Below are 26,788 nucleotides of genomic sequence, written 5' to 3'. Positions count from 1 at the left end.
AATAGCACCCCCTTTCCTTGCAATCAACCTATTTCTATTCTACCTTACAGACCAGTCCCATTTTGAAAATGATATTTAATTATCCCTAAATCTATTTTACTATATTTTCCTTCCTTTACTTCAAACTTAACATCTTCCCCATTTAATACAATCAAAAAATCCTGTTTGTTCTGAGCTGTTGGTGCAAGCATTGCAGCTTCCATTCCTTTCCTGAACCACTCCGGCATATCCCGATCCGCTTTAAATAACTGCTCCATTTTTTTCGATTTATGCGGTACTCCCTGCGTCGTTCCGTATCCCAGTGCCAGTACGCATACCAGCTTCTCATTATCTCCTATGACAGCTTTACTCCTTCCTTTCTTATAGGTGACTGCCACCCAGCAGGTATTTAGTCCCAGCTGCTGCGCCTTTAGCGCAATATGTTCTCCATAATACCCCGCTTTTTCTTCCAATTTTTCTCCAATTGGTCCCACAAGTGCAATATAGTTTGAAACTCCGCGAAAACCTCCATAATGTGCCATTAAACCTTTGAAAACATTCTTATCATTTAAAATCAACTGTGTGGTTAACGTTCCCTCATGATTGCATTTGTTGATTTCTTCGTTCAACGCCTCAATAACACTTTCTTCTATTTTTTTATCTTCATAACTCCTTACTGCGTGACGAGCTTTCATTGCCTCATAAATAGTCATGTTTTTCCCTTTCCAGATTATGTTTGCTTATAATAAATTAATTTTTGTATTTAAAAGCTTCTCCGTTAGCCCGCCCCAATCGCCCTCATAATGGAAACCTTCCATATTGGCCATAGCAGCCAATCCATGTACTGTTGCCCACATGACAATCAGATTATCACGATACTTTTCTTTACCTACGTGATTGTATTCCATACACTTTAAAGCAACTTCCTTGAAAATGCGGAAAGGTTCAAAATTCCCCTCAAATGTATCATCCTCTAATTCAATCCTATAATCTTCATTGTCATAAATGTACGAAAAATAGTGTGGATTTTTCGAAAAAAAGTTCACATATGCTTTTCCCATGCTTATTGCAGCGTACTTAAGTTCACCTTCATCTACTTTCTCCAGTAAGGCATCACAAAATTTCTTTGTAACATAATTTTTCATCTCTCCCAGCAATTCTTCTGCGTTAGAATAATGGTTATAGCAAGCAGTAGGGGATACGCCTAACCTTTTTGCCAATTTTCTTAATGAAAAATTCCCTCGGCCTTCTTCGTGAATAAGCGCTAACCCCTCCTCAATTAATTCTGTTTGCAAATTTCCGTGATGGTATGGTTTCAATTTCATGGCACGCCCCCTCTTAATATTGACATCTGTTAACATTAACAATATCACGAATATTAACAGATGTCAACATTTTAGGATAGAGCTGGCCATAGTAACCTTTTCCACAAAGCGGTAATTTCCTGATACTGATGAATTTTTAGACTCTGTAACTCTGAAACAAATGCATTTCCAGTTGCCCCATAATAGAATAGCCACACCGCTTTCAGAATAAACGATGTGGCTATAAAGAGAATAATTTATCTAAGGCAGCTTTGCTCAATTTAAAAACGGCTTAACTACTTTTATCCAATTAATAATTGTGTCAAGAACAAGTTTAGTGTTTCCAGCGTTGCAATGATTTTCAGCGCTCTCTTTTTCAGTAAAAAGCCTATATGTAAGAGAATTAACATTTTTCAACTCGTCGATGATGGGCTTATAAAACTCAACAGGAATAAAATGATCTTTTTCAGCGCCTATAAGCAGAAAATCCTGGGTTATCTGGGTGGCAACATCCATGTATTGGAATTGATTTATCTTTTTCAAATACTCATATGGAGTATGAACACCCATGTTATGTATTCCATGATTTAGGGCCCATTCAATCAGCGGATCTTTTTTCATTAAACTCTTCATTATTAAATTAATAACTTCTTCATTTTCCATTTCCATCAGTAAACGGGTCAACTGTTGAAAACTCTTAGGCATATCATACAGAAACAGGTCAAACAGATTGGGCAGCAAACTCCAGGCAACAACCCGTTTAATCCTTCCTTCAAACGCAGCAGCTCTGGGTGCCAGCATTCCTCCAAGAGATAGTCCGATAATCGTTACATCATTCAGGTTGTAAAAATCCAATATGGTTTTTACCGGAATTTCCCATTGGGGAATAAATGCCAAGCCTTCTTTTCTTAGTGCTCCCCCCTGACCGGGTCCTTCAAAAAGGTAAACTGCAAAGCCGTTTTCGCGAAGATAGAGCATCATTGGTACAAATTCTTCCATATAAGAATCATATCCGCCATGAATCAAAATGGTATCCTTAAATTTACCGTCTTCGGGAATCGTATATAACACAGGAAGGTGCGCCTCACCATATGGTACTAAATCTCTTTTAATCATTCCAGATTTGAATAAATCGGCATGATAATCATAGAAAAGATTAACGGCTTTGTCATACGTCGTGATTTTAGCAGGATGTCCGTCATACATAAAAAATTCCGCCATGCGATAGTAAGCGATAGCATTTTCCATACGTTTTTCCTGCAAGGCTTTTTCCGCTAATTCCAGTAGTTCCTTTTCCCATGTCGCAGCATCCGTAATTTTGGTAGCGGCGGTTTTAAGTTCTTCCAAATCGCCATTGCTCCAGGCATAAGTCCGATTTAATTGATAATTGAAGTTTGGATTGGTATGAAACTTATAAGTTCCCTTTTTAAATTTAATTTGGCTTGTCATCGTAGATCCTCCTTTAATGATGGTTAGGTTGAGACAACTGCTCTGTTTTCAAAATGTCTTAAAACTTAGGCAGATAGCGCAGCGCGGTTTCCTTGTTTATACGGGTTTCACCGTTTTGAAGGGCTTTTTTAGTAATAACCTTTTTTATGATTTCTTCGAACGCAGGAGGAATAGTAGCTTTTAAAGCGTCGAGTGCTTCATTATCCCAGTTAAGCGAATCCTTTACCCCAGTTAAATCAAGATCAATCTGATAGTCTTCTTTGGGTAAGACCCCAGACTTCCAATAAGTTTCTAATCTTTGGCTGATTTCATCGCCAGCCAGCATTCCGCCGATTACATTATTGACGATATGTGCATTATGCTCAAGCGCCCCCGGAGCGGAAAATCGGTTAAAACCGACTGTCGTATCGTTTTCATTTGTATGCTTTAATTCCCCGCCGCAAACTGGACAGATTAAACGTCCATCCTGATAAATTTGAAACACATCCGATAAGCAATGTGGGCATACCAATTTATCTTCACATTCATTCATTGCTGATTTGATGCAGCAATCTTCTTCAATGGAACGACAAAGGTTTTCACCAAGTTCTGACACCAGCTTTAGCTTACTTGGTGCCAGCAAAACCTCTCCTTTGTTAAAAGCATGCCCGATGGTCAATTGACCGGTAATTTCACAGTTATATAATCCCAAAAATAAACTGGTAAAAATTCTCTGCAGCGAAAATTCAATTGGTGCCCCGCCGGCAACCGACACTGCTGCTCCATATTTTTTTTTGCTGCTATTGGCTGTTTTGCTAATGGCCCAAGAAGCAGATCTATCCATAATTGCTTTTAATGTGGACGGTGCAGAAAGGTAATAGCAAGGTGATGCCAACGCGATGGCATCCGCCATTTCGATCTTTTCCTTAACCATATTCAAGTCATCTATCAGAACACAATTATGAGAGTTACTGCAAGCAAAGCATCCTTTGCAAGGTAAAATATTTAATGCCCCCAAATTTAAGATTTCAATTTCATGCCCTGCTTTTCTGGCTGGCCGCAGCAGTTCGTTTAATATAATCGAACTGTTACCGTTTTTGCGATTACTAACGCAGATTCCTAATATCTTTTTAGAATTTATCATCATTTACTCCTTCCATTCAATTGTTTCCGAAACAATCATCTACAATAGTACTGCATATATAAGTTAGTATTATTTCGACTTATTATCAATCACCAAAAAAGCCTCAGGTATTTGATAAGCAACAATTATTGAAATAATTGTTGCTTATTTATATTAATCTAGAAGCCTTGATGGTTTTCAACCTCATTTAACTACAGGAGATTCGCAAATGCTGTATAAGATTACTGGACATAATGTTGTTTAACATTCGTATGTTTGCTTTTCCCTTCTAAATTTAGTAAAATGGAAATAGAAGAAGGTGTACCTATGGATTACAAATTAGATCTGCGTGTAATTAAAACACGAAACAATATAAAAAATACATTTATACAATTACTTAATGAAAAGGATTTTGAACAAATAACAGTTCAAAATATTCTAGAAAAAGCATTAATAAATCGTTCAACTTTTTATAAACATTATGCAGACAAATTCGAACTTGCTAAAACTATTTCTGAAGAAATTCTTACTGACTATTCTCTTTTTCTGGAGGAAAGATTTGCAGACAAAAATAGCGATGATTTATCACAATATATAACAGCCGTCTATGACAGACTTCTGAATCAAAAAGATATAATATGCGCTCTTTGGAAAATTAATACATATTCTATACATGTTTACGATGATATGCAGCTGCTGTTGAAAAACAAATACAAGGCTTATATAGCCACGCACAACGTGTCCAATCCAGAACTTGCCGATTACCATGCATGTATCTATGCATCTTTAGTCACAACCACAATAAAATATATTTTTGATAATAATGGACAAAATATGACTCAAAAGATTGTTGAAAGTTTAAAACCTTTTTTAGATTCAGTTGCCTTTCATCAAGATATAAGCTTGAAGTAATACTAATATTACGGTACATTAAATACGGTCAAAATGACTTTAACTGATGAAACTTATTCCGTGCTTTGCTCTTTGCAGTGCCCTTCTGCTTTTAACGAGGATAAAATAATTTTCGAGATTTCTGCATTGGGACATGTGATCTGGATCTTCAGCTACACCCTCGGATCACTGCTGAGACAAGCCATTCCTTTTGACATGACGGGAATTGATTTTTCCGCAACTGCATTTTTTACTGTTGTTGCAGTCAACCAGTGGGGACAATTTAAAACCACATTCCGGCCATCACAGGGCTAGTCAGCGCTCTTGTCTTTTATTTGTTACTGGGAGCCAATCATTTTATCCTTCCGTCATTGTCTGTCAGTTTGCTGGTATTAGCCGTAATGAAAGCCCCCATTCTCAAAAAGACAGGAGGCGTTCCCCATGCCGACTGACGTACTTACAACTCTTTCTGCTATAGCAATCATTAGTTTAATAACCTGGGTTACCCGTGCACTGCCTTTTCTAATTTTCACTAGCAAGAAAGAACTGCCAGCGACCATACACTATTTAGGATCAGTGCTGCCAGCAAGCATCGTAGTTATTTTAGTGGCCTACTGTATGCGGAATATTGACTTTTCAAATTTTCCTTTCGGCGCAGCTGAGTTAATTTCCATAATATTGGTGATTGGATTGCAGGTATGGAAGAAAAACAATTTTCTCAGTATACTTACCGGAACAGCCTGTTACATGATTTTGATCCGCACCGTTTTCTCTTCAACATAATACATTCTTGGTAAGCCTAATTTCTTTATCTCCTTTTGACTTGTTGTACTTTACGTTATTTTTCATGTATAATATAAATTTAGAGTACTTGTCAGAATTTATATACTATTGAAAGGGGCGTATACCATGCAGGAATTTTCCATCAGCGAAGTCACTCAGATTACAGGATTGACACGCACAACAGTTTTATACTACGAAAGTAAAAATCTGATTCATCCCCGATTAGAAGGAAATGCTGGCTATCGAAAATACTCTATAGATGATATCTCTCAGATTATGTTCTATCGGCGACTAAAGCCTCTTGGCATTAGTGTGGATGAATATGCTGCTACTGTAAATAAACATAGTACCATACACAATCATGATGTGTATGAACTTATTCTTATGAAAAAAACCGCCTACATGAAACGAATGAGTTTCTATATCACAATGTGGGAGGAAACGTTAACTTTTACTCATTTAATTCGAAATAAGGGAATCTACTATCAGATACAGGATAGTCGGGACGCATGGTCATTCATAATTGATCAAAAAAACACTCCCACTCAGCAAAATATACTAAAAAATTGGGATCAATATTTTTTACAAAGAAATCTTAGTTATTTTTTTGATAGAAAAGAACTTCAAAATGGCAATTTAAATTTTTCCAGAGGATTATCTTGTTATGCCGATTGTGCACTTTTATTAAATAGAGAACTTCGTGAAAAACTAACCTATATTCCTAGTTGTAGATGCTTACTGATTGCACTTCCAATGAAACTTAAAGAAGAGGACTTTAATCCAATTTTTAAAAAAGCATTAAACTTACTGAAACAGATGCATATGGAAATTTGCGATGACCCATGGGGAAATATAGGCTATCGGAATGAATGCAGCGATGAAACGAATGACTACTTTTTTCTCTGGATTCCAGTAACAGAATCTGGCTGTAGCTAATTATGTGTTGACTAAGGTAGACTATTGAATGAAATTATCTATTAAAGATAATTTCATCAATAATACCATATCTTTTTGCTTCATCTGCTGTCATATAAAACTCTCTATCTGTATCTTGATTAATTTCATTTATTGTTTTACCTGTATTTCCTGCTAATATTTCATTTATTTTCTGCTTTATTCTCGCTATTCTTGTAGCCTCAATGTCGATATCAGTTGCCTGTCCCTTTGTTATTCCTGCTATTTGATGTATCATAACTTCACTATTAGCTAAAGCATATCTTTTGTGCTGTGCACCTGCTGCAAGCAGGAATGCTCCCATACGAGCTGCAATGCCAATGCAAATAGTCAATACATCGCACTTTATGAAATTCATTGTGTCAAAAATTGCCATACCTGCTGTCATGCTTCCTCCAGTTGAATTAATATACAAATTAATATCCTTTTTTGAATCTTTACTTTCTAAAAAAAGCAATTGTGCTATTACAGTCGATGCCACATCGTCTGTTATTTCATTATTTAGAAAAATAATTCTATCCTCTAGCAAAGTAGAGTAAATATCATTTTCTCTATCTCCATTACTAGTAGTTTTAATTACGCTTGGTATCATTTTCATCATACACAATTTCCTTTCCTGCATTTAGCACTATATAAGAAAACAACCACCCAAAATCCGTCTAACATTAGGTTGTATGCATAGGCCTTCCTCTTTTGGATACGCCCAATAAGCTGACATCTCAATAATAGAACCATTAGAATCATAGAACATCAACCTGAGCATGCCCACTACTATAATTACTATCGTAAACCCGTCTATTATAGACAAGTCAAGAAGAGATTTGAGTTATCTTGATTATTGGCACCCACAAGAACGCACTTTTTTGTGGTGTGGTTTCCCAGAAGTTACACAGTATATTTTTTAATCTCAAGTAAAAAAACCACTTCAAATGTTCTCAGTGAACAACGAAGTGGTTTACCATTTGTGTTGGCACGTTTTTCTTCTTCAAAAACAGCCTCCATTAACTCTGCAATTTTAATTATTACATTTATTTTCTGATTTTTTCACGAATAAGTTTCATATCTTCCGGCAGTTCATCTTCTGTCATATTATCGGGCGCGGAAGTGGTTCCAGCTTTTTTAGCAGTTTCATAATACCAGCATTTATAGCTTACAATATCCATTGTTGTCTGAAGTGCTTCCAACTGTTTTTCTACTGCGTCTTTTTGCTTTCGGAACAACTCAAGACGCTCATCAATTGAATCATCGCCACGCTGCACCATTTCAATAAATACCTTTATGTCCTTGAGCTGCATTCCTGTAGATTTAAGACACCCAATAATTTTCAAAAATTCATAATCAACATCCTTAAACATTCTCATTCCACCTTCCGCCCTCTCTACAAAAGGCAAAAGTCCTTCTTTATCATAGTATCTCAAGGTAGATGGCAATACACCTAATTTTTTTGCCATTTCACCTACTGTATATAGCATAAAAATTCCTCCATAATTTTTTTCAAAACCCCTTGACTTAAAGTCGTCTTTAACTTTTACAATCTACTTTATGGCATTATATCTTGTTTATGTTTTGATGTCAATTACTAGAAGGAGGTTATATACGTTATGAACCAAAACGAAATAAGCATATTCCCACTCGGTGAGGATAATAGAACTTATGCGAAATATTTTATTGGTAAAAGCTATTTAAAAATGCTTTCAACCGAACAAGTTGTCGTTGCAAACGTCACGTTCGAACCTGGTTGTCGCAATAACTGGCACATTCATCATGCTCAAAATGGAGGTGGTCAGATTTTACTTGTTACAGCTGGCAAAGGTTTCTATCAGGAGTACGGTAAATTGCCAAGAGAACTTCATCCTGGTGATGTTATCAATATTCCTGCAGGTGTTAAACATTGGCATGGTGCTGCTCCAAACAGTTGGTTTGCACATTTGGCAATAGAAGTACCTGGTACTGTCTGCTCTACTGAATGGTGCGAACCAGTAAATGAAAAAGAATATAATAACTTAGTGCAGGAGGATTGATTATGGAAAAAGTAACTGCCGGCAGAGATCAAGTGGGTGATTTTGCTCCAAAATTTGCACAACTAAACGATGATGTTCTCTTTGGGGAAGTGTGGTCAAGGGAAGAACAGCTTTGCGCAAGAGACAGAAGCATTATTACCGTTACAGCCTTGATATCCAGCGGTATATTAGACAGTTCATTACAGTTTCATATTCAATATGCAAAAAATCACGGTGTAACAAAAGAAGAAATGGCTGAACTTATCACACACACTGCCTTTTATGCAGGCTGGCCTAAAGCGTGGGCAGCAATGCGTATTGCAAAAGAAATTTACAAATAAAATTTAGGAGGAATTAATTATGTTAGGAAATTTTAATTATTGTAACCCGACAAAACTTTATTTCGGCGAAAATGCTATCGAAAATCTTAGGGACGAACTATCAAGTTATGGAAAGAATGTGCTGCTTGTTTACGGTGGTGGTTCTATTAAGAAAAATGGTATTTACGATAAGGTTGTACAGATTTTAAAAGACTGCGATAAAAACATCTTCGAAGATGCAGGAGTAATGCCAAATCCAACCGTTAATAAGCTGAATGAAGGCTGCGAAAGGGCAAGAAATGCCAAGGCTGATTTAATTCTTTCTGTAGGCGGAGGATCATGCTGTGATTATTCCAAGGCAGTTTCTGTATCTGCTTACTGTAATGATGACCCCTGGGAGAAATATTTTTTACGCTTTGAGGACGTTCATAAAGATACTAAAATTATACCTGTTGCTTGTATTTTAACCATGGTGGGAACAGGCTCTGAGATGAACGGTGGTTCTGTTATTACAAACCATGAAAGCAAGCTGAAAATCGGTCATGTGTTTGGTGAGAAGGTATTTCCAAAGTTCTCAATTCTCGACCCAACCTACACCTATTCTTTACCGAAACAGCAAATGGTTGCAGGATTTTTCGATATCATGTCCCATATTTTAGAGCAATATTTCTCTGGAACCGATGACAATACATCGGATTATATTATGGAGGGCTTACTGAAATCGCTGATTCATAGTTCAAAAATTGCTGTCGAAAATCAAACAGATTACGAAGCAAGAAGCAACATTATGTGGACGGCAACCTGGGCACTTAACACACTTGTTGCAATGGGTAAATCTTCAGACTGGATGGTGCATATGATTGGACAATCAGTAGGCGCATACACCGACGCAACCCACGGTATGACGTTATCTGCGGTTTCTCTTCCATATTATCGTCACATAATGCCGTATGGACTTGCAAAGTTCAAGCGTTATGCAATTAACGTGTGGAATGTAGACCCTTCTAACAAATCGGAGGAGCAAGTGGCAGAAGAAGGTCTAATTAAAATGGAAAACTATATGAAGTCACTTGGGCTTGCAATGAATATTCGTGATTTAGGTGTAACAGAGGATATGCTAGAAGGAATCGCAAACAGTACTCTCATTTTGAAAGGCGGGTACAAGGTACTTGACAATGCTGAGATTAAGCAAATATTGAGAGATAGCATGAGGTAATTAAGTGGAACTGAAATCTTTTTTAGAGCACGTTAATAATGGAAAGCCTATACTGATGAACTCAGAAATGCATCAGTTTATGGTTTTTCTAAGTAACGAAGCATTGCAGATAACCGCAGAATTAAACGGCTCATATCATACACAAGAAGAAATTCGGATGTTGATGTCAAAACTAACTGGAAAAGAAATAGAGGAAACCTTTTCTATGTTTCCTCCTTTTTATACTGACTGCGGAAAGAATATTAAAATTGGTAAAAGCGTATTCATAAATTCAGGATGTCGATTTCAAGATCAAGGCGGAATTGTTATTGGTAATGGTACATTTATAGGACACAACGTTGTTCTTGCCACTCTGAATCACGGTATTTCACTTAATGACAGATGTAATACATTTCCTAATCCTATTTTTATTGGGAATAACGTATGGGTTGGTGCAAGTGTGACAATAACACCCGGTGTTACGATTGGAGATGGTGCTGTAATTGCCGCCGGTGCTGTTGTTACAAAGGATGTACCAGCCAACACCATTGTTGGAGGTATTCCTGCAAAAATAATAAGAAAACTTACATTGGATGAATTACAATGAATAAAAAAATAACATTCACATTTCTTTCCTTGGTTATAGTATTTTTACTTACTGCCTGTTCGAATGCGCAAAGTAGCACAACACCTTCTGATTCGGAGCTATCTGTTTCAGAAAATTATGTTCCAGGTAACGATAATTCCTCATTATCAAAAATCATAGAGGAACCAATCGAGAATAATCAGTTAATTAAAAACAGCGATTCACCTGCGGCAGAAAATAGTACAAAGTTAACTGTTTCTATTGATGACTATCATTTTTCAGCGTTTCTATATGATAATGATTATTCTAAAGCTTTTTTCAAGATGCTTCCCATCACATTAGAAATGAGCGACCTAAATGGAAATGAAAAATACTATTACCTGGATAATACTCTCCCAACTGATTCGGAAAATCCGAAACAAATTAAAAGTGGTGATATTATGCTGTATGGTGATAATTGCCTGGTTCTGTTTTATAAAAGCTTTTCTTCCTCCTATAGTTATACAAAGCTTGGTTACATTGAAGACACAAGCAATTTAGAGAAAGCTGTTGGAAGTGGCGATGTACCAGTAACAATTAGTATTCCTTGATATTATGATAAAAGTTTTTTTAGAAAAGAGCCTTCAATCATTCATTAAGGCTCTTTTCAAATTATAAGTTCTGTTTTAATTTACTAATATTTTTCTTCAAAGCATCACTCAGTCTAATCATATTCTCAACTAAAAACTGCTGCATACCTTTTTCGTTATAACAAAACTATAGCCCAAACCGTTCATACCTGCGCCATGTCGTCAAGACCTGGCGCGGCCTTGGCAGTAAAGTATTCACTTTATTCGTCAATCATAACTACTCTAAAAATAACATTACCATTGTCAGGGCACGCCAACTTCCCTTTTGATTTAGGATTATCTTCAAAATTGAATCTTGCACCATTGAATAATGCAACTTGGATCGGAAAAAGTGCGATGTAAGCCCCACCACAGAAATGAGTATCTGGTGTATTCATTCCTTTACATCTGATAATATCCCCAACCTTATATCCACAGGAACAATACCCCAATACTGATTCTACATGATATTCAAATTGCTTCATAAGGTATTTGCCCAAGTAGCGATTTTAGGTAATATAAGCATTTTGACGCTTTGCTTGTCAAGGGATTTTACAAAATCCTCAGCATCTTTATCTTTAAAAATCTTTTTTGAAGCTTGCTTTAAGTCGTCTTTAGAATTCCAATGCTGTATCATATACCATTCATTCTCTTCATCATGATAAAGTAGTTCTGTATCAATAAAGCCTTTCTGCCTTGAATGAAAATTCCTTTCAAGTCCATCAACAATTCCAATAAATTCATCTTTTGTGATTCCTTCAACTGTCTTCATCCTTACAATTTCCGTTATTATCATAACACAATACCTCCTGTTTTTTCTTAATTATAGTAAGAATACAACAGAAATTATTGTACTAAATCGACAGAATCAAATGTAAATGGTATTTTCAATTACTGTATTTTTTTCCTGTCGAAATGTTCTTGGGGACACTCCGGTAAACGTCCTGCACTCCTTAGTAAAATAAGCTTGATCTGTGTAATTATGATCATAAACAATTTCAGATATCTTTGCAGACTTATTAAACAGCAATTGATTACTTGCAACCATATAACGCTTTATCCTACGTAAATTTACCGGTGAAAAACCCGTCATATTAACAACAAACCTTTCAAACATCTTCTGACTTATTCCATTATTTAAACAAAATACCGATATCGGAATATCATCATTTTTCATGAATTCATCAATAATCTCCGCTCTTTTCAAGCAACTATCAGTTATTTCCAATTCAGAATCTAAAGACTCCATGATACTTTTAATTTTACACTGAGTTGTTTCATTCGTTACAGCTACTTTCAATTTATCAGCCAATGATATCGATAAAGAATTCAAGTCTATTATTTCATTCTGAATATTTTTTAATGATTTATTAATAAACGGATACAATCCAAAAGCATAAAAAGAAATGCCCCATACATCAATATTTCCTTTCTGATGCATGAAACTATGCCAACCTCTTAAGCCGTTTACATGTAGTTTGGGTGCAGTTATCCTATCAGTTGTTGTTTCATATACCATATCGTCCGCCAAATTTATAATTATATCAATACTATCCATCGGCAGGAGCTTGTGATCAACATCTACATGATCTGCTTCAAAATGCCAGATAAATTTTACCCAATTCTTAAGATTATCGTTCGATAATTGATATCGTTTTATCTTAAACAACTCAAATCCCCTTTCTTGGCTAACTCTAATTCCGTTGCAAAAGACAAATGCTCTCACAATGTGTCGTCCACGGAAACATGTCACACCCTCTTACCCTAACAAGCTCATACCCTCTCTCCGCCAGATATTTCAAATCCCTTGCCAGAGTTGCCGAATCACAGCTGACATACACCACCCGCTTGGGTTTCATCTTCACAATGGTCTCCAGACATTTCTCATCGCACCCTTTCCTTGGCGGGTCCACAACGATCACATCAGCATAAACATGATTCTTTTCATACTGTTCCGGCAATACCTCCTCTGCCTTCCCTACGAAAAACTCCGCGTTCTCAATACCATTCAGTCTTGCATTCTCCCTTGCATCATCAATTGCCTGGGGAACGATCTCCACTCCATAGACCTTCTTCGCCTTCTGCGCCAGAAACAGAGATATGGTTCCGATTCCGCAATACAGATCCCAGACAGTCTCGCCGCCGGTAAGCCCCGCATACTCCAAAGCAGTTCCGTATAACTTCTCTGTCTGCACCGGATTCACCTGATAAAAGGATAGAGGGGAAATACGGTATTGTACGGAACCAATAGAATCCGTTATATATCCGGGGCCATAAAGGTTCTCCACCTTGTTTCCAAGAATCACATTGGTCTGTTCTTTATTTACATTCAGGGATATGCTTGCCATTCCGGGAATCTCAAGCAGACTTTTCACCAGCTCCTCGCTGTGAGGCAGCTTATTTCCGTTGATTACCTGACACACCATCAGCTCACCTGTCTGAAACCCTTTCCGGATCAGCGTATGACGAATCAGGCCCTTATGAGTGCTCTCCTCATAAGGAGCCAGATGATGCCGCTCCATGTGAGCCTTAATCCGCCTCAATACCTCCTGGTTCTCCTCAACCCCTAACAGACAGTCCTCGCACCCGATAATGGCATGAGTCCTTCCTGCATAAAAGCCTGCGACAGGTCTTCCTTCCTTATCCAGCCCCCAGGGAAACTGCGCTTTGTTACGATATCTCCATGGCTCGTCCATTCCCATAATGGGAAGCATGGGGACTTCCGTAAAACCGCCGATACGGGTAATGTTGCCATATATTTTACGTTCCTTATAACGAAGCTGTTCTTCATAGCTCATGGCCTGCAGCTGACAGCCTCCGCACTGCCTCGCTACCGGACACCGGGGAGTGATTCTGCCTTCTGACGGCTTGATGATCCGCTCTAAGTGTGCAAAGCCGTAGGATTTTTTCATCTTCATCGCTTTTGCTTCCACCAGATCCCCAATTACCGTATCCTTTATAAACCAGGTGAAGCCATCGGTTTTTCCGATTCCTTCTCCGGTTTCACTAAGATCCTCAATCAACACCTGGATCCTGTCATTTTTCTTCCACTCTGCCATTTCGTCCTCCAATTGACTCCTCATTTGAACTAATTGTATCCTGTTTTCTTTCAGGAAGCAAGAAAAAAACAGGAGCTAAACACCTCCGGTAAGACAGGCCGTCTTCCTTCGTTGTTCAGCTCCCGAAAATTTATCTGCCTTTTCCGTTGGCTTTTTCCATATGGATATTTTTACCTTTGATTTTTACGTCCTTCATGGCAGTTAACACGGCATCAGCACTTTCTCTTGGAACTTCTACAAATGTATATTTGTCATACATGTCGATGCTTCCAACCATCTTGCCGGGCATACCGGATTCTCCGGCGATGGCACCAAGAATATCTCCTGGTTTTACGTTCTGGTTCTTACCAATGTTAATGAATAAGCGGGCCATGTCATCTCTGGAAGAAGAATCATATCTTCCGCCGTTTCCTCCGCGGCCGTTGCCTCTTCCTCTGCCTCTGCTGCCATTTCCGCCTCCAAAGCCTTCCAGCTCGTCAAGGGAACGTGGTTCTCTGGTATCGATGATGTCTTCGTTTTCTTCACCCATCATCATGCGCAGGAGGGCTGCCGCCAGATCAAGAGAAGTGTAATCCTCTTCCAAGAGCTTCTTCTCAATGATGTTAACAGTCTTGCTTATATCTGTATCACCGATGGTAGCTGCAACGCCTTCCAGAATCTTATCTACCTTGATGGCGGTTACATCGTTGAGTGATGGAATTGCCTGAGGTACGATCTTGGTTTTACAGTAACGCTGAATGTCACGAAGCTTGTATACTTCCTTGCCTACCACGAAGCTGAATGCGATTCCTTCACGGCCGGCACGGCCTGTACGGCCGATACGGTGTACATAATACTCGTCATCCTGGGGAAGGTCATAGTTAAATACCGCTTCTACGTCGTCTACGTCGATTCCACGGGCTGCCACATCGGTTGCCACAAGAATCTCTGTCTTACCGTTACGGAAGCTGTTCATAACGCGGTCACGCTGGATCTGCTTTAAGTCTCCGTGAAGACCTTCTGCAAAATATCCTCTGCCCTGGAGTGCCTGTACCAGCTCATCTACCTGCTTTTTGGTGTTGCAGAAAACAACGGAAAGCTTCGGCGCATACATATCTAAAAGACGGCACATTACTTCCACTTTGCTCTTTTGCTTTACCTCATAGTAATACTGGGTTACTTTCGGTACAGTCAGTTCTTTCTTTACTACCTTTACATTTACCGGCTCCTGCTGGAACTTTCTTGCAATATCAAGAATTGCCGGAGGCATGGTAGCGGAAAACATCACTGTCTGACGTTCTTCGGGAAGCTGGCTTAAGATCGTTTCCATATCCTCTAAAAATCCCATGTTCAGCATCTCATCTGCCTCATCCATAACTACCGTATGAACAAAGTCAAACTTAACGGTTTTCCGGCGCATATGGTCCATAACACGTCCCGGTGTTCCGATGATGATCTGAGTACCGTCTTTTAAGGAACGGATCTGTTTCACAATGTCCTGGCCGCCATAGATCGGGACAACCTTCACACCATGCATATATTTAGCAAGCCTGCGGATCTCATCTGCCACCTGAATTGCAAGCTCTCTGGTTGGACAGAGGGCCACCGCCTGAAGCTTTTTTACCTTAGGGTCAATTTTCTGTAACAGGGGAATTCCAAAGGCTGCGGTCTTTCCAGTTCCTGTCTGGGCCTGACCAATGATATCTCTTCCTTCCATCTGAACCGGAATTGCCTGGGTCTGGATCGGAGATGCCTCTTCAAATCCCATATCTGCTACTGCCCGCAGAATTCTTTCATCTAATTGTAATTCATCAAATCTTACTGTTTCCATAAATGATTAATTCCTTTCTCATTGCCAGCCGGGTTCTTATGTTGCCGACGGCCGCACAAACACACTATCGCAAACAAAACGAGAGGTATCAGGCACGTCTCAGACCTTCATCCTCTCGTTTCACACGAAAGTAAAGTATAGCAGAATTTTTTTTCCGTGTCAAGGGAATCATATTAATTTTATATTGATTTAATTTAAGCAAATTCTTGTGAATACTATTTTTTTAACCACCCTTTTCTGGTGAAATACCATATTTCCAGAACAATCAGAAGTATGCTTATGAGGATACAAAGCGGATATCCGTATGTCCAGCTAAGCTCCGGCATATTTTTAAAATTCATGCCATACCAGCCTGCAATGAGAGACAGGGGAGCAAAAACAGCGGTCACCATGGTAAGAAAGGACAACGCATGATTCTGTTTCATTTCCATACGAACCTGATACATCTCACGGATCTGCTGGGCATATTCCCGCAGTTCCCTTCCGTACTCCGAAAGCCTTGCCATTCTCCCTGTAAATAAGTGAAACAACGCCCGTTCTTCCTCCTTTAACAGCCCGTTGTAATTCTCCGTTAAGGTCTGGCTCATGTTCATCAGCTGCCCGTAATAGGACGTAACCTTTGCAAGTTCCTTCCTGGCCTTTAGAATGATTCCCAGCACGTCTTCCTTTTCCTTTCTGCCGCTCATGATTCTGTCTTCCATTTCTGTTAAGTGTTCCTCATATTTCTGAAGATATTCAATCTCGTCCCTGACCTGGTATTCCAGAAACTCAAACAGCAGATGTGCCGGGTAAACTTTGTCAAAAATCTGCGTCTTATCCATCTCCTTCAGCATTCTGTCAGCTTCCCCACTGTCATCAATCAGGATCAGGCGTTTCTCATTCATATAATAACCAAACACCAGCGGGCGCTTTAAAGGATTTTTCTTCACAGGAATTATCAGCGTACCTACAATACATTCTTTTAATAAATCCGTCCTGCAGTACTGGCCCCGTTCCAGATTCCGGATCAGCAAATGATCCTCATAACGGGTATGATGTCTGTTTGTATACTCTTCCCTGCTTAAAATTTCAATCAATACATCATCCTCTGATACAGATTCTTCCGCCTTCACAGGAATCAGTCTTTTGTTTAATTTATATCTCACATCTGTTTCCTCCTAAAACCCGATACTTGGTCTTTTCCCAGACCTGCCTTTTTAAAGTTTAGTACCTGATATTCCTGTTGTCAATAGAACAGGCCCTTTTGGCAAAAGCTACGGACTCTCATCCTGGTTTCACCAAAAAGGCCTATTTTAATAGGAAACTTCTGAATTCATTTTATACTTCAAATAACTGATGCACAATCTCTGCAATCAGTTTTGCAGTTCCGGTCACACCAAGTAAAGAGGAGTCAATCATCAGCTGTTTATGCTCCGGATCACCGGGTAGATAGCCTGCATATTTTTTGTGGTATGCATTCCGGGCTTTATCTACAGAGAGGATCATTTTTTTCGCCTCAGCCTCTGTCATGCCAAGGGTCTCCACACAGTTTTCCAGACGTTTCTCATAAGAAGCGTAAATAAAAATGTTGATGTTATTCTTATGTTTCTCCAGAAGAAAATCAGAGCATCTGCCAACCAGAATGCAGCTTGATTTTTTTGCCAGATCCAGAATAATACCTTTCTGCACATCAAAGATAATATCCTGCATGTATTCCTCATCAGTTCCAAGAGGAAACATTCTTGGCAGAAAGCTTTGCCTGGACTTTTCCTCTTCGTTGCTCACCGTAGAGACCGGCAGATTCAGCTTGTTTGCAACTTCCTCCACAATATCCCGGTCATAAAACTCAACCCCCAGAATCCTCGACAGCTCCTTTGCAATAGAGCGCCCAAGGCTGCCAAATTCGCGGGTAATGGTGATCGTAAACTTCTCCATAACAGATGTACCTCCCTAACCGGTTACAATTGTTTTCTGATATCCCCTGACTACACAGCTGAGCGTGAAGCAGATGGCAAAATAGCAAAGGGCCTCAAAAGCAAACAGCATCATCATTCCCCGGACATCGTAGATGCTGCCCAGGACTACGGCGCAGTTCCTCATGAATTCGGCTACGTCCACCATTTTTAAGAATGAGGTATCTTTGATAATGGTAATGACCTGGCTTAAAAGAGCCGGAATGACCTTTTTATACGTCTGAGGCAGTACTATATACCACAATGTCTGTAAAAAACTAAAGCCCTGTGACTGCGCCCCTTCAAACTGCCCCTTTGGAATGGAGTTTAATCCACCACGGAAGATCTCCGCCATAACTGCAGAAGTGAACAGGGAAATGGCAAATACTGATACTCCCACTTTATTCCCTTTTACCGTAAAATAGATCCAGAGAATCCACAAAAGGTTGGGGGTGCAGCGGAAGAATTCTGTATAAACTGCAACCAAAGTCCCGGCCCATCTCCATTTGCCGGAAGAATAGGTCCGGATCAGTGCCAGTATTGTTCCGAAAAATATACTGATTATGGTAGCCAGTACGGCGATCATTACCGTCATCTGCAACCCCTTCAGCATGAAAAGTACATTTGCCGGTGTAAATATCTGTTGAAATAATTCTAACATGCTGCCTCCTCGTCTGCCTGTATATCAAGCTTTTTTGCAACCGGCAGCCGCATGGAGCGGATCTCTAAATATCTTGCCAGTCTGGCTAACGGGAAACAGATAATAAAGTACATCACTGCACTGGTAAAATATGCCTGGGCAAAATACCCTCTGTCAGCGCCCCAGGAATCGGTAAAATACATCAGATCCATACCGGCAACCATGGCCAGGATGGAAGTATTCTTAACCAGATTTAAGGCCTGGTTGGCAAGAGGGGGCATAATAATCTTAATGGTCTGAGGCAGAATGATATGATACATGGTTTCCAGATAGCTAAAACCCTGGGATGCTGCTGCCTCGGACTGCCCCTTCGGTATGGCTTCAATTCCGGTTCTTATAACCTCGGAAATATAGGCACCATGATAAACGCCTACACCGATCACCCCTAACACAAACTTGGGGATTCGAAACCCGGAACTGGAAAATAACATGGGAAGAACCGAGTAATAACACATGACCTGCAAAGCCAGAGGCGTATTCTGTATAAATTCCACATAAATTCGTGAAATGATCTTGAGCAGCTTCCACTTGGATGATGAGAACATGCCGAATACCACTCCAAGGACCAGCGCAACCGCCAGTCCTACCAGTGATATTTTAAGTGTCATAAGAAATCCAGGGATATAATATTCGGGGAATGCCGCAAAGAGGGCACTCCATCGTTTTCCATCAAAAAGACCTTTAATCATGTCATTTTTCCTTTACTTAAAACAGCTTACTGTAATCCCCACTGATCCTGAAGTTTCTTCATGGAACCATCAGAAAGCATGGAAGTGACTTTTTTCTCAACCGCCTCTGCAAGACCTGTGTTGCCCTTTGCAGCTGCAATACCGTAATCCTGCTCTGCAAAACGGTCTTCCAGAATCTGATTGCCGTCATTTACATAACCTGCAAGAATCGCACGGTCAACAGAGAAGCAGTCAATCTGCTTGGTTGCCAATGCCTGAGCCAGTGCAGGATATCCGTCAAATTCCTGGAACTGCGGGTTAACCTTTAATCCCTTTTCATCCACGTATTTCTTAAATCCGTCCTTTGTTGTGGAGGACTGGGCAACTCCGATTATTTTTCCGTCTAAATCCTCAATGGAGCTGATGCCGGAATCTTTATTTACTAAAAGACCAACTGCATCGGTATAGTATGGGGTGGAGAAATTATAGGTTTCTTTTCTTTCCGGTGTAATGGTAAAGGTTGCAATAACCAGATCGATTTCGCCATTCTCTAATAAAGGTCCTCTTGTTTTTGCAGTTACACCCTGGAATTCCACCAGTTTCTTTTCCTTCGCCTCGGCTGCGCTGCATCCAAAGATCGATCCGGCGATCTCATATGCCAGATCATCTTCAAAGCCTTCGTATTCTCCAGTCGCTGTATTTTGTAAGCTGAACTTGGGAATATCTGACTTACAGCCAACTTTTAACACACCGCGGTCAATAATCTTCTGTACATCTTTTGCATCAGCACCTGCTGCGCCTGCTCCGGTTGTTGCTTCTGCAGAAGAACCTGCAGCTTTCGTATCTGCCGGTGCAGCGGTTGTCTCCGGTGCTTTGGAACCACATGCAGTTAAGGCAGCTGTCATGGCAAACGCCATTGCCAGGGATAACATTTTCTTCATCATAATTGTTTCCTCCTCAATATTTTTATTATATTAAACAACACCCTAATGAAGGATTTTGCTTAAGAACGCTTTTGTCCGCTCATGTTCCGGACATTCAAAGAAGTGTTCCGGTGTTCCCTCTTCCAGAATATACCCGCCATCCATAAAAATTACCCGGTCTGCAACCTGACGGGCAAAGCCCATCTCGTGCGTTACACAGATCATGGTAATATTTTCATGAGCCAGCTCCACCATAACATTTAATACCTCCTGCACCATCTCAGGGTCCAGGGCGGAAGTCGGTTCGTCAAATAAAATCAGCGGCTGCTTCGTGCATAAGGCTCTGGCAATCGCCACCCTCTGCTGCTGTCCGCCGGAAAGCTGAACCGGATAATTGCCCGCTTTTTCTTTCAAACCCACACGTTCCAGACATTTCATTGCCATTTTTTTTGCTTCTTCCCTGGGAACATGCTGAAGTTTTACGGGTGCCAGTGTCAGATTTTCCAGAACCGTCAGATGGGGATATAAATTAAATTGCTGAAATACCATAGATGAGTATTTTTTTGCCATTTCCAAATGATTTTTCTTTGTTACCTGTGTTCCTGCCACGGTAATGGTGCCGCTGGTAGGTTCCTCCAAATAGTTAATACAACGGATAAACGTGGATTTTCCGGAGCCGGATGGTCCGATGATAACCAGTTTTTCCCCTTCCCTGACCGTAAGACTGATATCCTTTAATACCTCAAGGTCTCCGAAGTTCTTTTTTAAGTTTTCAACTTTCACCATATCTGGCATGTTTCCAGCCCCTCTCTGTATAATTTCCGAAAAAAAGCACAAAGACGCCTAAGAATCTTAAGTTCTTAGGCGTCTTTGCCCTGTTACGTTTTTATATTGTTGTTATTATAAAAAGTTTTGCATCAAAAGTCAAGAATTATTTTCCCTGGCATAGGGGCAGGATACGAAATGACCGGGAGAAATTTCCATCATTTCCGGAATGTGATTTTTGCATTCTTCCCTGGCATACACACATCTCGTATGGAAATGACAGCCGGCTGGTACACTCATGGGGCTTGGAAGCTCACCGCTTAACATAACCCGTTTTGACCGGGCCGCCATCCTGGGATCGGCCAGGGGTATGGCAGAAAGCAGTGCCTTTGTGTAAGGGTGAAGAGGATTCTCATAAAGCTCATCACTGTCCGCAATCTCCACAAGCCTTCCTAAATACATCACACCGATTCTGGTAGAGATGTGGCGGACCATGGATAAGTCGTGGGCAACAAACAGATAGGTAAGCCCCATCTCCTTTTGTAAATCCTCTAACAGATTAACCACCTGGGCCTGTATGGATACGTCAAGGGCAGAGATGGGTTCATCGCAGAGAAGGAACTCCGGTTCCACTAACAGCGCTCTGGCAATTCCAATTCTCTGACGCTGTCCGCCGGAAAATTCATATGCATATTTATACATATCATCGGGCTTCAAGCCCACCTTTTTTAAGATTTCTTCCATTCTGCCTTCCATCTCATCCGAAGATAAACCGGATACTGCAGTCAGGGACTCTTTTAGAATCTCCCGCACATTGTGGTGGGGATCTAAGGAAGAATATGGATCCTGGAAAATGATCTGCATCTGTTTGTGAACTGACAGAAGCTGCCTGCCTTTTAAGCCGGTGATATCCTGACCCTTAAACAAAATGGAACCGGAAGTGGGATCATACATACGGATTAAAGTACGGCCAAGAGTAGATTTTCCGCATCCGGATTCTCCTACCAGACCGAAGGTTTCCCCTTTTCGAATCGCCAGATTAATTTTATCTACCGCCTTTACCTCAGCTTTTTTCCTGCCGAAAAAGTCTCTGGCCGGGAAATATTTACAAAGATCTCTGGCTTCCAGAAGGATTTCATTATTTTTATTATCCATGCGGTTATACCTTCCCCTCCTTATGATCCAGTTCTTCCCCTGAATAGATGCACATGGCTCGCTGGGTGGGGCTGTAAGTGCGGTACTGAGGAATTTCCTTCCTGCAGTTTTCGCAGGCAAACTTACACCGCTCCGCAAATGGACAGCCGGAGGGCGGATTGATCAGAGATGGCGCCATGCCGGGAATCGGCTCCAGACGTTCTTTGCTTCCCGACTGGGGTTTTGGAACGGCATGAAGAAGCGCCCTTGTATAGGGATGCTTCGGGGAATAAAAGATCTCCTCTGTGGTCCCCTCCTCCATTATGAGGCCGCCGTACATGACAGCGATTCTATGGCTTAAACTGGCTACCACTCCTAAATCATGGGTAATGAGAATGATGCTCATCCCGGTTTCTTCCTGGAGATTCTTAAGCAAATCCAGAATCTGGGCCTGAATTGTCACATCAAGGGCAGTGGTAGGTTCATCAGCAATCAGAAGCTTCGGTCTGCAGCAAAGAGCCATGGCAATCAGAACCCTTTGTCTCATACCACCGGAAAACTCGTGTGGATACTGTCCTAACCGTTTCTCCGGCGAGGGGATTCCTACCTGGTTTAATACTGCAACAGCCTCTTTCTTCGCCGCCTCTTTATCCATGCCGCGGTGGCGCTTTAACACTTCCATCAAATGGGAGCCTATGGTCTTTAAAGGATTTAAGGCAGTCATGGGATCCTGGAAAATCATGGCGATTTCTTTTCCCCGCATCTTTCTCAGCTGCTCCGGATCCATTGTGAGCATATCTTCTCCCGCAAATGTAAGCTGATCTGCTTTCACCTCTGCATTATCAGGCATCAGCCCCATGACTGACTTCATAAGTACACTTTTTCCGCTTCCTGATTCCCCTACAACTGCCAGGATCTCACCGGATTCTACATGCAGGCTGACTCCGCGCACTGCCTGCACGGTTCTGCCATGAGTATGAAAGGTGGTACGAATGTCTGCAGCAGACAGTATATTTTCTTTATTTTTTAATGTCTCATCCAATTCTTCGTCCCTCCTTTACTCTTTCTCTCCGCTCATCACCTTTGGCTCTACATAAACACGAAGCAGATTACCCAGCTTATTAAAAGCAAATATCGTAATAATAATCAGAAGACCAGGAATTAGTGCCATATGAAAGCTGTTCTGCATGGTTCCCTGGGCATTCTGCAAAAGGCTTCCCCAGGAAGACATGGGCTGCTGAATACCAACTCCAAGAAAGCTTAAGGAAGATTCCGTCATAATGGCATCTGCCATGCTGGTAGTTGCCGCTACAATAATGGTCGGGAAAACTGATGGTATTATATGGCTGATAATAATCTTCCATTTGCTGACTCCGGAAAAGCTGGCATAGAGAATAAACTCCCGTTCTTTTAAAGAAAGTGTCTCGGCCCGTACAAGCCTTGCGATCTCCATCCAGGTAAATAGACCGATAACCAGAATAATGGACTGAATTCCGGGCTTTAAAAAAATACTGACAACGGTAACCAGAACCATCCACGGAATAGAGTGGAGAATGTCAACAATTCTCATCAGAATCATATCCACGATTCCTCCGGTAAGTCCTGCGATAGTTCCTGCCGCCACACCGATGGTTAAGCTTGTGAGCATGGCTAAAAATGCCACAATGAGTGAAACTCTTCCGCCATAGATTACCCTTGCAAAATAATCTCTCCCCACTTCATCCGTACCAAACCAGTGGGCAAAAGACGGTTCTTTCAGCCTGTTGGCAATATCCGTAGCATTGGGTTCCATGGGCAGAAATGGAGCCAGAAGTGCAAACAGGATAATGATGCTTAAAAGGATCAGGGAAATGACTGCCGCCTTATCATGCTTTAATGCCAGTTTCACACTTGCGATACGTATTGATTTATCTTTACTTCTCTTTTCATTTTTCATATCCCGTCACCCCATTTCCTTAATCCGTGGATCGATCAGACAGTACAGGATATCTGACAGCAGATTTCCTAAGATAACCAGAGTAGAGGACAGCACCAGAATAATCATGACGATGGGGTAATCCATACCCTGAATCGCTTTAATAAAATATGGCCCCACTCCCGGCCAGCTGAAAACTGACTCCGTGATGATGGCTCCTGTCACCAGAAGAGGCAGTGCCATACCGAGGCGCGTGATAACAGGCAGAAGCACATTCTTACACACATGCTTAAACATGATCTCACTCTTTGTTGCGCCAAACGCCCGCTGAACCAGAACATAATCCTCAGAAAACTGGGTCAGAGTAGAAGAGCGGACAAATTTTATGTTGGCCGGCATAAAGGAAACCGTAAGAGTGAGAAAAGGCATAATAAAGTGCTTTAAAAAGTCAGCTATGGAATTTTCCTTCCCTACCGCATGCATTCCCACAATAGGAAGAAGCTTCAGCTTATAACCCAGAACAAAGATAAGAAGCATGGCAAACCAGAAGGAAGGAACTGCAATCCCCACAGAAGTAACTGCATCTATAATCTTATCAGCCCTTTTGTTCTTATTAGCACCCGCTAAAAGCCCCAGCACAACAGCCAGGATATATGCGGTTATAAATGCAGGAAGCACCAGCCTTACCGTATTGGGAAGTCTGACCGCAAGGTCTGCAGCAATACTCTGTTTCGTCACAATGGAATATCCGAAATTACCGTTCATAATCCCGTCAAGCCAGCGGATGTACTGAACATACACCGGCTGGTCATAACCGTATTTTGCTTTGATTAAATTGATTGTCTCCTGTGACATCTTCGGGGATGTCATGGCATCAATGGCATCATAGGGCGCAAAATGCATCAGCGCAAAGCATAGAACCGTTATGAGAAGGACCATGGGGATGGCTGTTAATATCCGTTTCAGTATATATTTGGCCATATCATTTCTCCTTGATAAAGAAAGAGGTGTCTGCTGCAGCTAAGGCAGCGAAACACCATTCTCTCTCTTATTTTGCAGATGCAATTACTTTTTCTGTAACTTGGAGGTATCCTCAAAGGTATAAACAGGAACCAGCTTTGCATCTTCAATTCCTGATACATTTTTAGAAACCACTAAGAGGCGTTTGTTGGAATATAACGGATAGAAGCAGGCTGTATCCTGAATTTTCTTCTGAATATTGGTGTAGATTTCTTTCCGCTTTGTCTCGTCAGTTTCTTTGCGTCCCTGTGCAAACATCTCATTGATTTCCGGCTTATCATAATGCATGTAATTGAATGCACCGCCTGATTCAAATAAGCTGGAGAATGTGTCAGGGTCAATTCCCATGATATAACCGCCAAAGTACATATCGTAAGTATTGTTCTTATCCTTCATCTGCTGGCTGAGTGCCTTGGAATCAATACCGGATAAGGTAACCTTAAATCCTGCTTTCTCAAGCTGCTCCTGAACCAGTAACGCTGAGGTGGACTGTAAGCTGTCTGATCCGCTGTATGCGAGGTTCAGTTCCGGTTTCTGTACGGCGGAAGCCGCAAGATACTCTTTTGATTTATCAAGGTTCTGTTCGTATTTTTCTACGTCCTCTGTAAAGAACTTGCTGTTAGGCGGCATGAAGCTCCATGGAAGATCATAATAATCTGAGCTTAACAGAGCTGCATCTGCAATTGCCTTCTTATCCAGAGCATACAGAATCGCTTTTCTTAAATCCTCATTCTGTACACGTGCTGCATTGATCATCATATATCCCACACGGCCTTCCTGATAAGGATAAACCGTTAAGTTGGCAGAATCCAGATCCATCTGCGCTACCTGGGCCGGAGTTCCGATCCATGCATCTACTTCGCCGCTCTGAATCGCTGTCATGGCTGTATTCTCATTCTCTATAATACGGTATACGATGTTGTCAATGGAAGGAGCTCCAAGGAAATAGTTCTCATTCTTTGTGAACTTCACATAGGAACCTGCTGAGTATTCAGACATTACATAAGGACCGGTTCCGACTGGTTTGGTATTCACATCATTGGTTTCAAAATTGGTTACATTTTCATAAACATGCTTAGGCATGATAAAAATCTGGGAGAACATCTCAACTGCTGCGGAGTTTACGAAAGGCATGGTTAACTTAACAGTATAATCATCAACCTTTTCAATCTTTACCGCACCTTCCGGATAAACTAACTGGGAATAGGCCCAGCCCGCATTCTCTTCCTTCTCCATAGCCTCAAATGTAAAGACAACGTCATCAGCGGTAAATTTCTCTCCGTCTGACCACTTTACGTCATCCCGTAAATGCATGGTATAAGATAAATTATCATCGGAAGTATCAATGCTCTTTGCCAGGAAATAGTTGATTCCATCCGCATTATACATATATAATGGAGAATAGATCATCTTGAGAGTCATAAGACCGAAACGGTCACTGGTTGTAATTACATTCACATTTGCACCCGGATCTCCCGCTATGGCATAGGTAAATGTACTCTCTCCACCTTCAGACGGTTTGGCCGCCTCCGCTGTTGTCTCGCCTGCTCCTGCCGTGCTGCCGGATACTGCTGTGGTTCCTTCTGCTGACGGATCTTTTCCGCCACACGCGGTAAGTCCTCCAAGCACCATAAAAGCTGCTAAAAGAAAGCCCGCACGTTTCATAAAATTCTTTTTCATAATTTTCTCCTT

At 40.8% G+C, this 26,788-nt stretch carries 31 protein-coding genes; 9 read left to right on the top strand and 22 right to left on the bottom strand.

What is annotated here, in order from left to right:
* Positions 1–44: 44 nt before the first annotated feature.
* From V7D18_RS02510 to V7D18_RS02495, 4 genes are all read right to left on the bottom strand, one after another.
* The gene (locus V7D18_RS02510) at positions 45–692 is read right to left on the bottom strand and encodes a nitroreductase family protein (protein ID WP_426151135.1); all 648 of its coding nucleotides are present in this window, start codon (positions 690–692) and stop codon (positions 45–47) included.
* A gap of 27 nt (positions 693–719) precedes the next feature.
* Positions 720–1,304: a TetR/AcrR family transcriptional regulator gene (locus V7D18_RS02505; protein ID WP_426151134.1), complete on the bottom strand. Its 585-nt coding sequence runs from the start codon at positions 1,302–1,304 to the stop codon at positions 720–722.
* Between the two features lie 255 nt (positions 1,305–1,559).
* Entirely contained in the window at positions 1,560–2,732 is a 1,173-nt protein-coding gene (locus tag V7D18_RS02500) for an alpha/beta hydrolase family protein (RefSeq protein ID WP_426151132.1), read from the bottom strand.
* Positions 2,733–2,790: 58 nt separating this feature from the next.
* The gene (locus V7D18_RS02495) at positions 2,791–3,858 is read right to left on the bottom strand and encodes an NAD(P)H-dependent oxidoreductase (protein ID WP_426151130.1); all 1,068 of its coding nucleotides are present in this window, start codon (positions 3,856–3,858) and stop codon (positions 2,791–2,793) included.
* Between the two features lie 303 nt (positions 3,859–4,161).
* Between V7D18_RS02495 and V7D18_RS02490 the strand changes: the two genes are divergently transcribed.
* The 4 genes from V7D18_RS02490 (at position 4,162) to V7D18_RS02475 (ending at position 6,444) form a co-directional block, all read left to right on the top strand.
* Positions 4,162–4,746: a TetR/AcrR family transcriptional regulator gene (locus V7D18_RS02490; RefSeq protein ID WP_426151128.1), complete on the top strand. Its 585-nt coding sequence runs from the start codon at positions 4,162–4,164 to the stop codon at positions 4,744–4,746.
* Positions 4,747–4,779: 33 nt separating this feature from the next.
* Entirely contained in the window at positions 4,780–5,040 is a 261-nt protein-coding gene (locus V7D18_RS02485) for a hypothetical protein (RefSeq protein ID WP_426151126.1), read from the top strand.
* A 126-nt stretch (positions 5,041–5,166) separates the two neighbouring features.
* Positions 5,167–5,508: a branched-chain amino acid transporter permease gene (locus V7D18_RS02480; protein ID WP_426151124.1), complete on the top strand. Its 342-nt coding sequence runs from the start codon at positions 5,167–5,169 to the stop codon at positions 5,506–5,508.
* A 126-nt stretch (positions 5,509–5,634) separates the two neighbouring features.
* Complete coding sequence (locus V7D18_RS02475) at positions 5,635–6,444, top strand: MerR family transcriptional regulator (protein ID WP_426151122.1); 810 nt, start codon at positions 5,635–5,637, stop codon at positions 6,442–6,444.
* A gap of 34 nt (positions 6,445–6,478) precedes the next feature.
* Here V7D18_RS02475 and V7D18_RS02470 read toward each other — a convergent pair whose 3' ends face one another.
* The gene (locus V7D18_RS02470) at positions 6,479–7,060 is read right to left on the bottom strand and encodes an ATP-dependent Clp protease proteolytic subunit (RefSeq protein WP_426151164.1); all 582 of its coding nucleotides are present in this window, start codon (positions 7,058–7,060) and stop codon (positions 6,479–6,481) included.
* A 430-nt stretch (positions 7,061–7,490) separates the two neighbouring features.
* Positions 7,491–7,934, bottom strand: a complete 444-nt coding sequence (locus V7D18_RS02465) for a MerR family transcriptional regulator (RefSeq protein ID WP_426151120.1) — start codon at positions 7,932–7,934, stop codon at positions 7,491–7,493.
* Positions 7,935–8,063: 129 nt separating this feature from the next.
* Between V7D18_RS02465 and V7D18_RS02460 the strand changes: the two genes are divergently transcribed.
* From V7D18_RS02460 to V7D18_RS02440, 5 genes are read left to right on the top strand one after another with little or no spacing between them, the layout of a single operon-like run.
* The gene (locus V7D18_RS02460; RefSeq protein WP_426151118.1) at positions 8,064–8,483 is read left to right on the top strand and encodes a cupin domain-containing protein; all 420 of its coding nucleotides are present in this window, start codon (positions 8,064–8,066) and stop codon (positions 8,481–8,483) included.
* 2 nt (positions 8,484–8,485) lie between these two features.
* The gene (locus tag V7D18_RS02455; RefSeq protein WP_426151116.1) at positions 8,486–8,803 is read left to right on the top strand and encodes a carboxymuconolactone decarboxylase family protein; all 318 of its coding nucleotides are present in this window, start codon (positions 8,486–8,488) and stop codon (positions 8,801–8,803) included.
* 19 nt (positions 8,804–8,822) lie between these two features.
* Positions 8,823–9,998 carry an iron-containing alcohol dehydrogenase gene (locus V7D18_RS02450; protein ID WP_426151114.1) on the top strand — a complete coding sequence of 392 codons (1,176 nt, stop codon included), beginning with the start codon at positions 8,823–8,825 and terminating at the stop codon, positions 9,996–9,998.
* A gap of 4 nt (positions 9,999–10,002) precedes the next feature.
* Entirely contained in the window at positions 10,003–10,584 is a 582-nt protein-coding gene (locus tag V7D18_RS02445) for a DapH/DapD/GlmU-related protein (protein ID WP_426151112.1), read from the top strand.
* On the top strand, positions 10,581–11,153 hold the full coding sequence (locus V7D18_RS02440; protein WP_426151110.1) for a cyclophilin-like fold protein: 573 nt from the start codon (positions 10,581–10,583) through the stop codon (positions 11,151–11,153). The genes V7D18_RS02445 and V7D18_RS02440 overlap by 4 nt, the downstream gene beginning before the upstream one ends.
* Before the next feature lie 239 nt (positions 11,154–11,392).
* Here V7D18_RS02440 and V7D18_RS02435 read toward each other — a convergent pair whose 3' ends face one another.
* The 16 genes from V7D18_RS02435 to V7D18_RS02360 all read right to left on the bottom strand — a co-directional run bounded on the left by V7D18_RS02435 (position 11,393) and on the right by V7D18_RS02360 (position 26,776).
* Complete coding sequence (locus V7D18_RS02435; RefSeq protein ID WP_426151109.1) at positions 11,393–11,656, bottom strand: TIGR04076 family protein; 264 nt, start codon at positions 11,654–11,656, stop codon at positions 11,393–11,395.
* Positions 11,653–11,967 (bottom strand): antibiotic biosynthesis monooxygenase, encoded by a 315-nt coding sequence (locus V7D18_RS02430; RefSeq protein ID WP_426151107.1) that lies wholly within the window; start codon positions 11,965–11,967, stop codon positions 11,653–11,655. Before V7D18_RS02430 ends, V7D18_RS02435 begins: the two co-directional genes overlap by 4 nt.
* Before the next feature lie 72 nt (positions 11,968–12,039).
* On the bottom strand, positions 12,040–12,840 hold the full coding sequence (locus V7D18_RS02425; RefSeq protein ID WP_426151105.1) for a helix-turn-helix domain-containing protein: 801 nt from the start codon (positions 12,838–12,840) through the stop codon (positions 12,040–12,042).
* Between the two features lie 25 nt (positions 12,841–12,865).
* Positions 12,866–14,230, bottom strand: a complete 1,365-nt coding sequence (gene rlmD, locus V7D18_RS02420; RefSeq protein ID WP_426151103.1) for a 23S rRNA (uracil(1939)-C(5))-methyltransferase RlmD — start codon at positions 14,228–14,230, stop codon at positions 12,866–12,868.
* 130 nt (positions 14,231–14,360) lie between these two features.
* Positions 14,361–16,040, bottom strand: coding sequence for a DEAD/DEAH box helicase (locus tag V7D18_RS02415; protein ID WP_426151101.1), 1,680 nt, complete (start codon positions 16,038–16,040; stop codon positions 14,361–14,363).
* Positions 16,041–16,255: 215 nt separating this feature from the next.
* A complete protein-coding gene (locus V7D18_RS02410; protein ID WP_426151099.1) occupies positions 16,256–17,185 on the bottom strand; it encodes a CorA family divalent cation transporter in 930 nt (309 codons plus the stop codon).
* A 172-nt stretch (positions 17,186–17,357) separates the two neighbouring features.
* The gene (locus V7D18_RS02405; protein ID WP_426151097.1) at positions 17,358–17,954 is read right to left on the bottom strand and encodes an AAA family ATPase; all 597 of its coding nucleotides are present in this window, start codon (positions 17,952–17,954) and stop codon (positions 17,358–17,360) included.
* A 15-nt stretch (positions 17,955–17,969) separates the two neighbouring features.
* Positions 17,970–18,632 (bottom strand): amino acid ABC transporter permease, encoded by a 663-nt coding sequence (locus V7D18_RS02400; protein WP_426151095.1) that lies wholly within the window; start codon positions 18,630–18,632, stop codon positions 17,970–17,972.
* A complete protein-coding gene (locus V7D18_RS02395) occupies positions 18,626–19,360 on the bottom strand; it encodes an amino acid ABC transporter permease (protein WP_426151094.1) in 735 nt (244 codons plus the stop codon). Before V7D18_RS02395 ends, V7D18_RS02400 begins: the two co-directional genes overlap by 7 nt.
* Before the next feature lie 26 nt (positions 19,361–19,386).
* Entirely contained in the window at positions 19,387–20,283 is an 897-nt protein-coding gene (locus V7D18_RS02390) for a transporter substrate-binding domain-containing protein (protein WP_426151092.1), read from the bottom strand.
* 42 nt (positions 20,284–20,325) lie between these two features.
* Positions 20,326–21,057 carry an amino acid ABC transporter ATP-binding protein gene (locus V7D18_RS02385; RefSeq protein WP_426151090.1) on the bottom strand — a complete coding sequence of 244 codons (732 nt, stop codon included), beginning with the start codon at positions 21,055–21,057 and terminating at the stop codon, positions 20,326–20,328.
* A gap of 129 nt (positions 21,058–21,186) precedes the next feature.
* On the bottom strand, positions 21,187–22,182 hold the full coding sequence (locus tag V7D18_RS02380; protein ID WP_426151088.1) for an ABC transporter ATP-binding protein: 996 nt from the start codon (positions 22,180–22,182) through the stop codon (positions 21,187–21,189).
* 4 nt (positions 22,183–22,186) lie between these two features.
* Positions 22,187–23,203 carry an ABC transporter ATP-binding protein gene (locus V7D18_RS02375; protein WP_426151086.1) on the bottom strand — a complete coding sequence of 339 codons (1,017 nt, stop codon included), beginning with the start codon at positions 23,201–23,203 and terminating at the stop codon, positions 22,187–22,189.
* A gap of 15 nt (positions 23,204–23,218) precedes the next feature.
* Positions 23,219–24,097, bottom strand: coding sequence for an ABC transporter permease (locus tag V7D18_RS02370; protein WP_426151084.1), 879 nt, complete (start codon positions 24,095–24,097; stop codon positions 23,219–23,221).
* Between the two features lie 6 nt (positions 24,098–24,103).
* A complete protein-coding gene (locus V7D18_RS02365) occupies positions 24,104–25,057 on the bottom strand; it encodes an ABC transporter permease (protein WP_426151082.1) in 954 nt (317 codons plus the stop codon).
* Between the two features lie 84 nt (positions 25,058–25,141).
* Positions 25,142–26,776, bottom strand: a complete 1,635-nt coding sequence (locus V7D18_RS02360; protein ID WP_426151080.1) for an ABC transporter substrate-binding protein — start codon at positions 26,774–26,776, stop codon at positions 25,142–25,144.
* Positions 26,777–26,788 lie beyond the last annotated feature (12 nt).

Origin of the sequence: Lacrimispora sp. 38-1 (assembly GCF_049890855.1) — a bacterium.
Lineage (GTDB): Bacteria > Bacillota > Clostridia > Lachnospirales > Lachnospiraceae > Lacrimispora.
This window is presented reverse-complemented; position numbering and strand designations above follow the sequence as displayed.

Excerpts from the sequence above, each read along its gene's own strand:
- V7D18_RS02405 (WP_426151097.1), bottom strand. The coding sequence starts at position 17,954 with ATGGAGAAGTTTACGATCACCATTACCCGCGAATTTGGCAGCCTTGGG.
- V7D18_RS02450 (WP_426151114.1), top strand. The coding sequence starts at position 8,823 with ATGTTAGGAAATTTTAATTATTGTAACCCGACAAAACTTTATTTCGGC.
- V7D18_RS02415 (WP_426151101.1), bottom strand. The coding sequence starts at position 16,040 with ATGGAAACAGTAAGATTTGATGAATTACAATTAGATGAAAGAATTCTG.
- V7D18_RS02500 (WP_426151132.1), bottom strand. The coding sequence starts at position 2,732 with ATGACAAGCCAAATTAAATTTAAAAAGGGAACTTATAAGTTTCATACC.
- V7D18_RS02495 (WP_426151130.1), bottom strand. The coding sequence starts at position 3,858 with ATGATGATAAATTCTAAAAAGATATTAGGAATCTGCGTTAGTAATCGC.
- V7D18_RS02360 (WP_426151080.1), bottom strand. The coding sequence starts at position 26,776 with ATGAAAAAGAATTTTATGAAACGTGCGGGCTTTCTTTTAGCAGCTTTT.
- V7D18_RS02475 (WP_426151122.1), top strand. The coding sequence starts at position 5,635 with ATGCAGGAATTTTCCATCAGCGAAGTCACTCAGATTACAGGATTGACA.
- V7D18_RS02395 (WP_426151094.1), bottom strand. The coding sequence starts at position 19,360 with ATGATTAAAGGTCTTTTTGATGGAAAACGATGGAGTGCCCTCTTTGCG.
- V7D18_RS02370 (WP_426151084.1), bottom strand. The coding sequence starts at position 24,097 with ATGAAAAATGAAAAGAGAAGTAAAGATAAATCAATACGTATCGCAAGT.
- V7D18_RS02380 (WP_426151088.1), bottom strand. The coding sequence starts at position 22,182 with ATGGATAATAAAAATAATGAAATCCTTCTGGAAGCCAGAGATCTTTGT.
- V7D18_RS02510 (WP_426151135.1), bottom strand. The coding sequence starts at position 692 with ATGACTATTTATGAGGCAATGAAAGCTCGTCACGCAGTAAGGAGTTAT.
- V7D18_RS02470 (WP_426151164.1), bottom strand. The coding sequence starts at position 7,060 with ATGAAAATGATACCAAGCGTAATTAAAACTACTAGTAATGGAGATAGA.
- V7D18_RS02485 (WP_426151126.1), top strand. The coding sequence starts at position 4,780 with ATGACTTTAACTGATGAAACTTATTCCGTGCTTTGCTCTTTGCAGTGC.
- V7D18_RS02455 (WP_426151116.1), top strand. The coding sequence starts at position 8,486 with ATGGAAAAAGTAACTGCCGGCAGAGATCAAGTGGGTGATTTTGCTCCA.
- V7D18_RS02465 (WP_426151120.1), bottom strand. The coding sequence starts at position 7,934 with ATGCTATATACAGTAGGTGAAATGGCAAAAAAATTAGGTGTATTGCCA.
- V7D18_RS02440 (WP_426151110.1), top strand. The coding sequence starts at position 10,581 with ATGAATAAAAAAATAACATTCACATTTCTTTCCTTGGTTATAGTATTT.
- V7D18_RS02460 (WP_426151118.1), top strand. The coding sequence starts at position 8,064 with ATGAACCAAAACGAAATAAGCATATTCCCACTCGGTGAGGATAATAGA.
- V7D18_RS02480 (WP_426151124.1), top strand. The coding sequence starts at position 5,167 with ATGCCGACTGACGTACTTACAACTCTTTCTGCTATAGCAATCATTAGT.
- V7D18_RS02435 (WP_426151109.1), bottom strand. The coding sequence starts at position 11,656 with ATGAAGCAATTTGAATATCATGTAGAATCAGTATTGGGGTATTGTTCC.
- V7D18_RS02400 (WP_426151095.1), bottom strand. The coding sequence starts at position 18,632 with ATGTTAGAATTATTTCAACAGATATTTACACCGGCAAATGTACTTTTC.
- V7D18_RS02490 (WP_426151128.1), top strand. The coding sequence starts at position 4,162 with ATGGATTACAAATTAGATCTGCGTGTAATTAAAACACGAAACAATATA.
- V7D18_RS02365 (WP_426151082.1), bottom strand. The coding sequence starts at position 25,057 with ATGGCCAAATATATACTGAAACGGATATTAACAGCCATCCCCATGGTC.
- V7D18_RS02385 (WP_426151090.1), bottom strand. The coding sequence starts at position 21,057 with ATGCCAGATATGGTGAAAGTTGAAAACTTAAAAAAGAACTTCGGAGAC.
- rlmD (WP_426151103.1), bottom strand. The coding sequence starts at position 14,230 with ATGGCAGAGTGGAAGAAAAATGACAGGATCCAGGTGTTGATTGAGGAT.
- V7D18_RS02505 (WP_426151134.1), bottom strand. The coding sequence starts at position 1,304 with ATGAAATTGAAACCATACCATCACGGAAATTTGCAAACAGAATTAATT.
- V7D18_RS02390 (WP_426151092.1), bottom strand. The coding sequence starts at position 20,283 with ATGATGAAGAAAATGTTATCCCTGGCAATGGCGTTTGCCATGACAGCT.
- V7D18_RS02430 (WP_426151107.1), bottom strand. The coding sequence starts at position 11,967 with ATGATAATAACGGAAATTGTAAGGATGAAGACAGTTGAAGGAATCACA.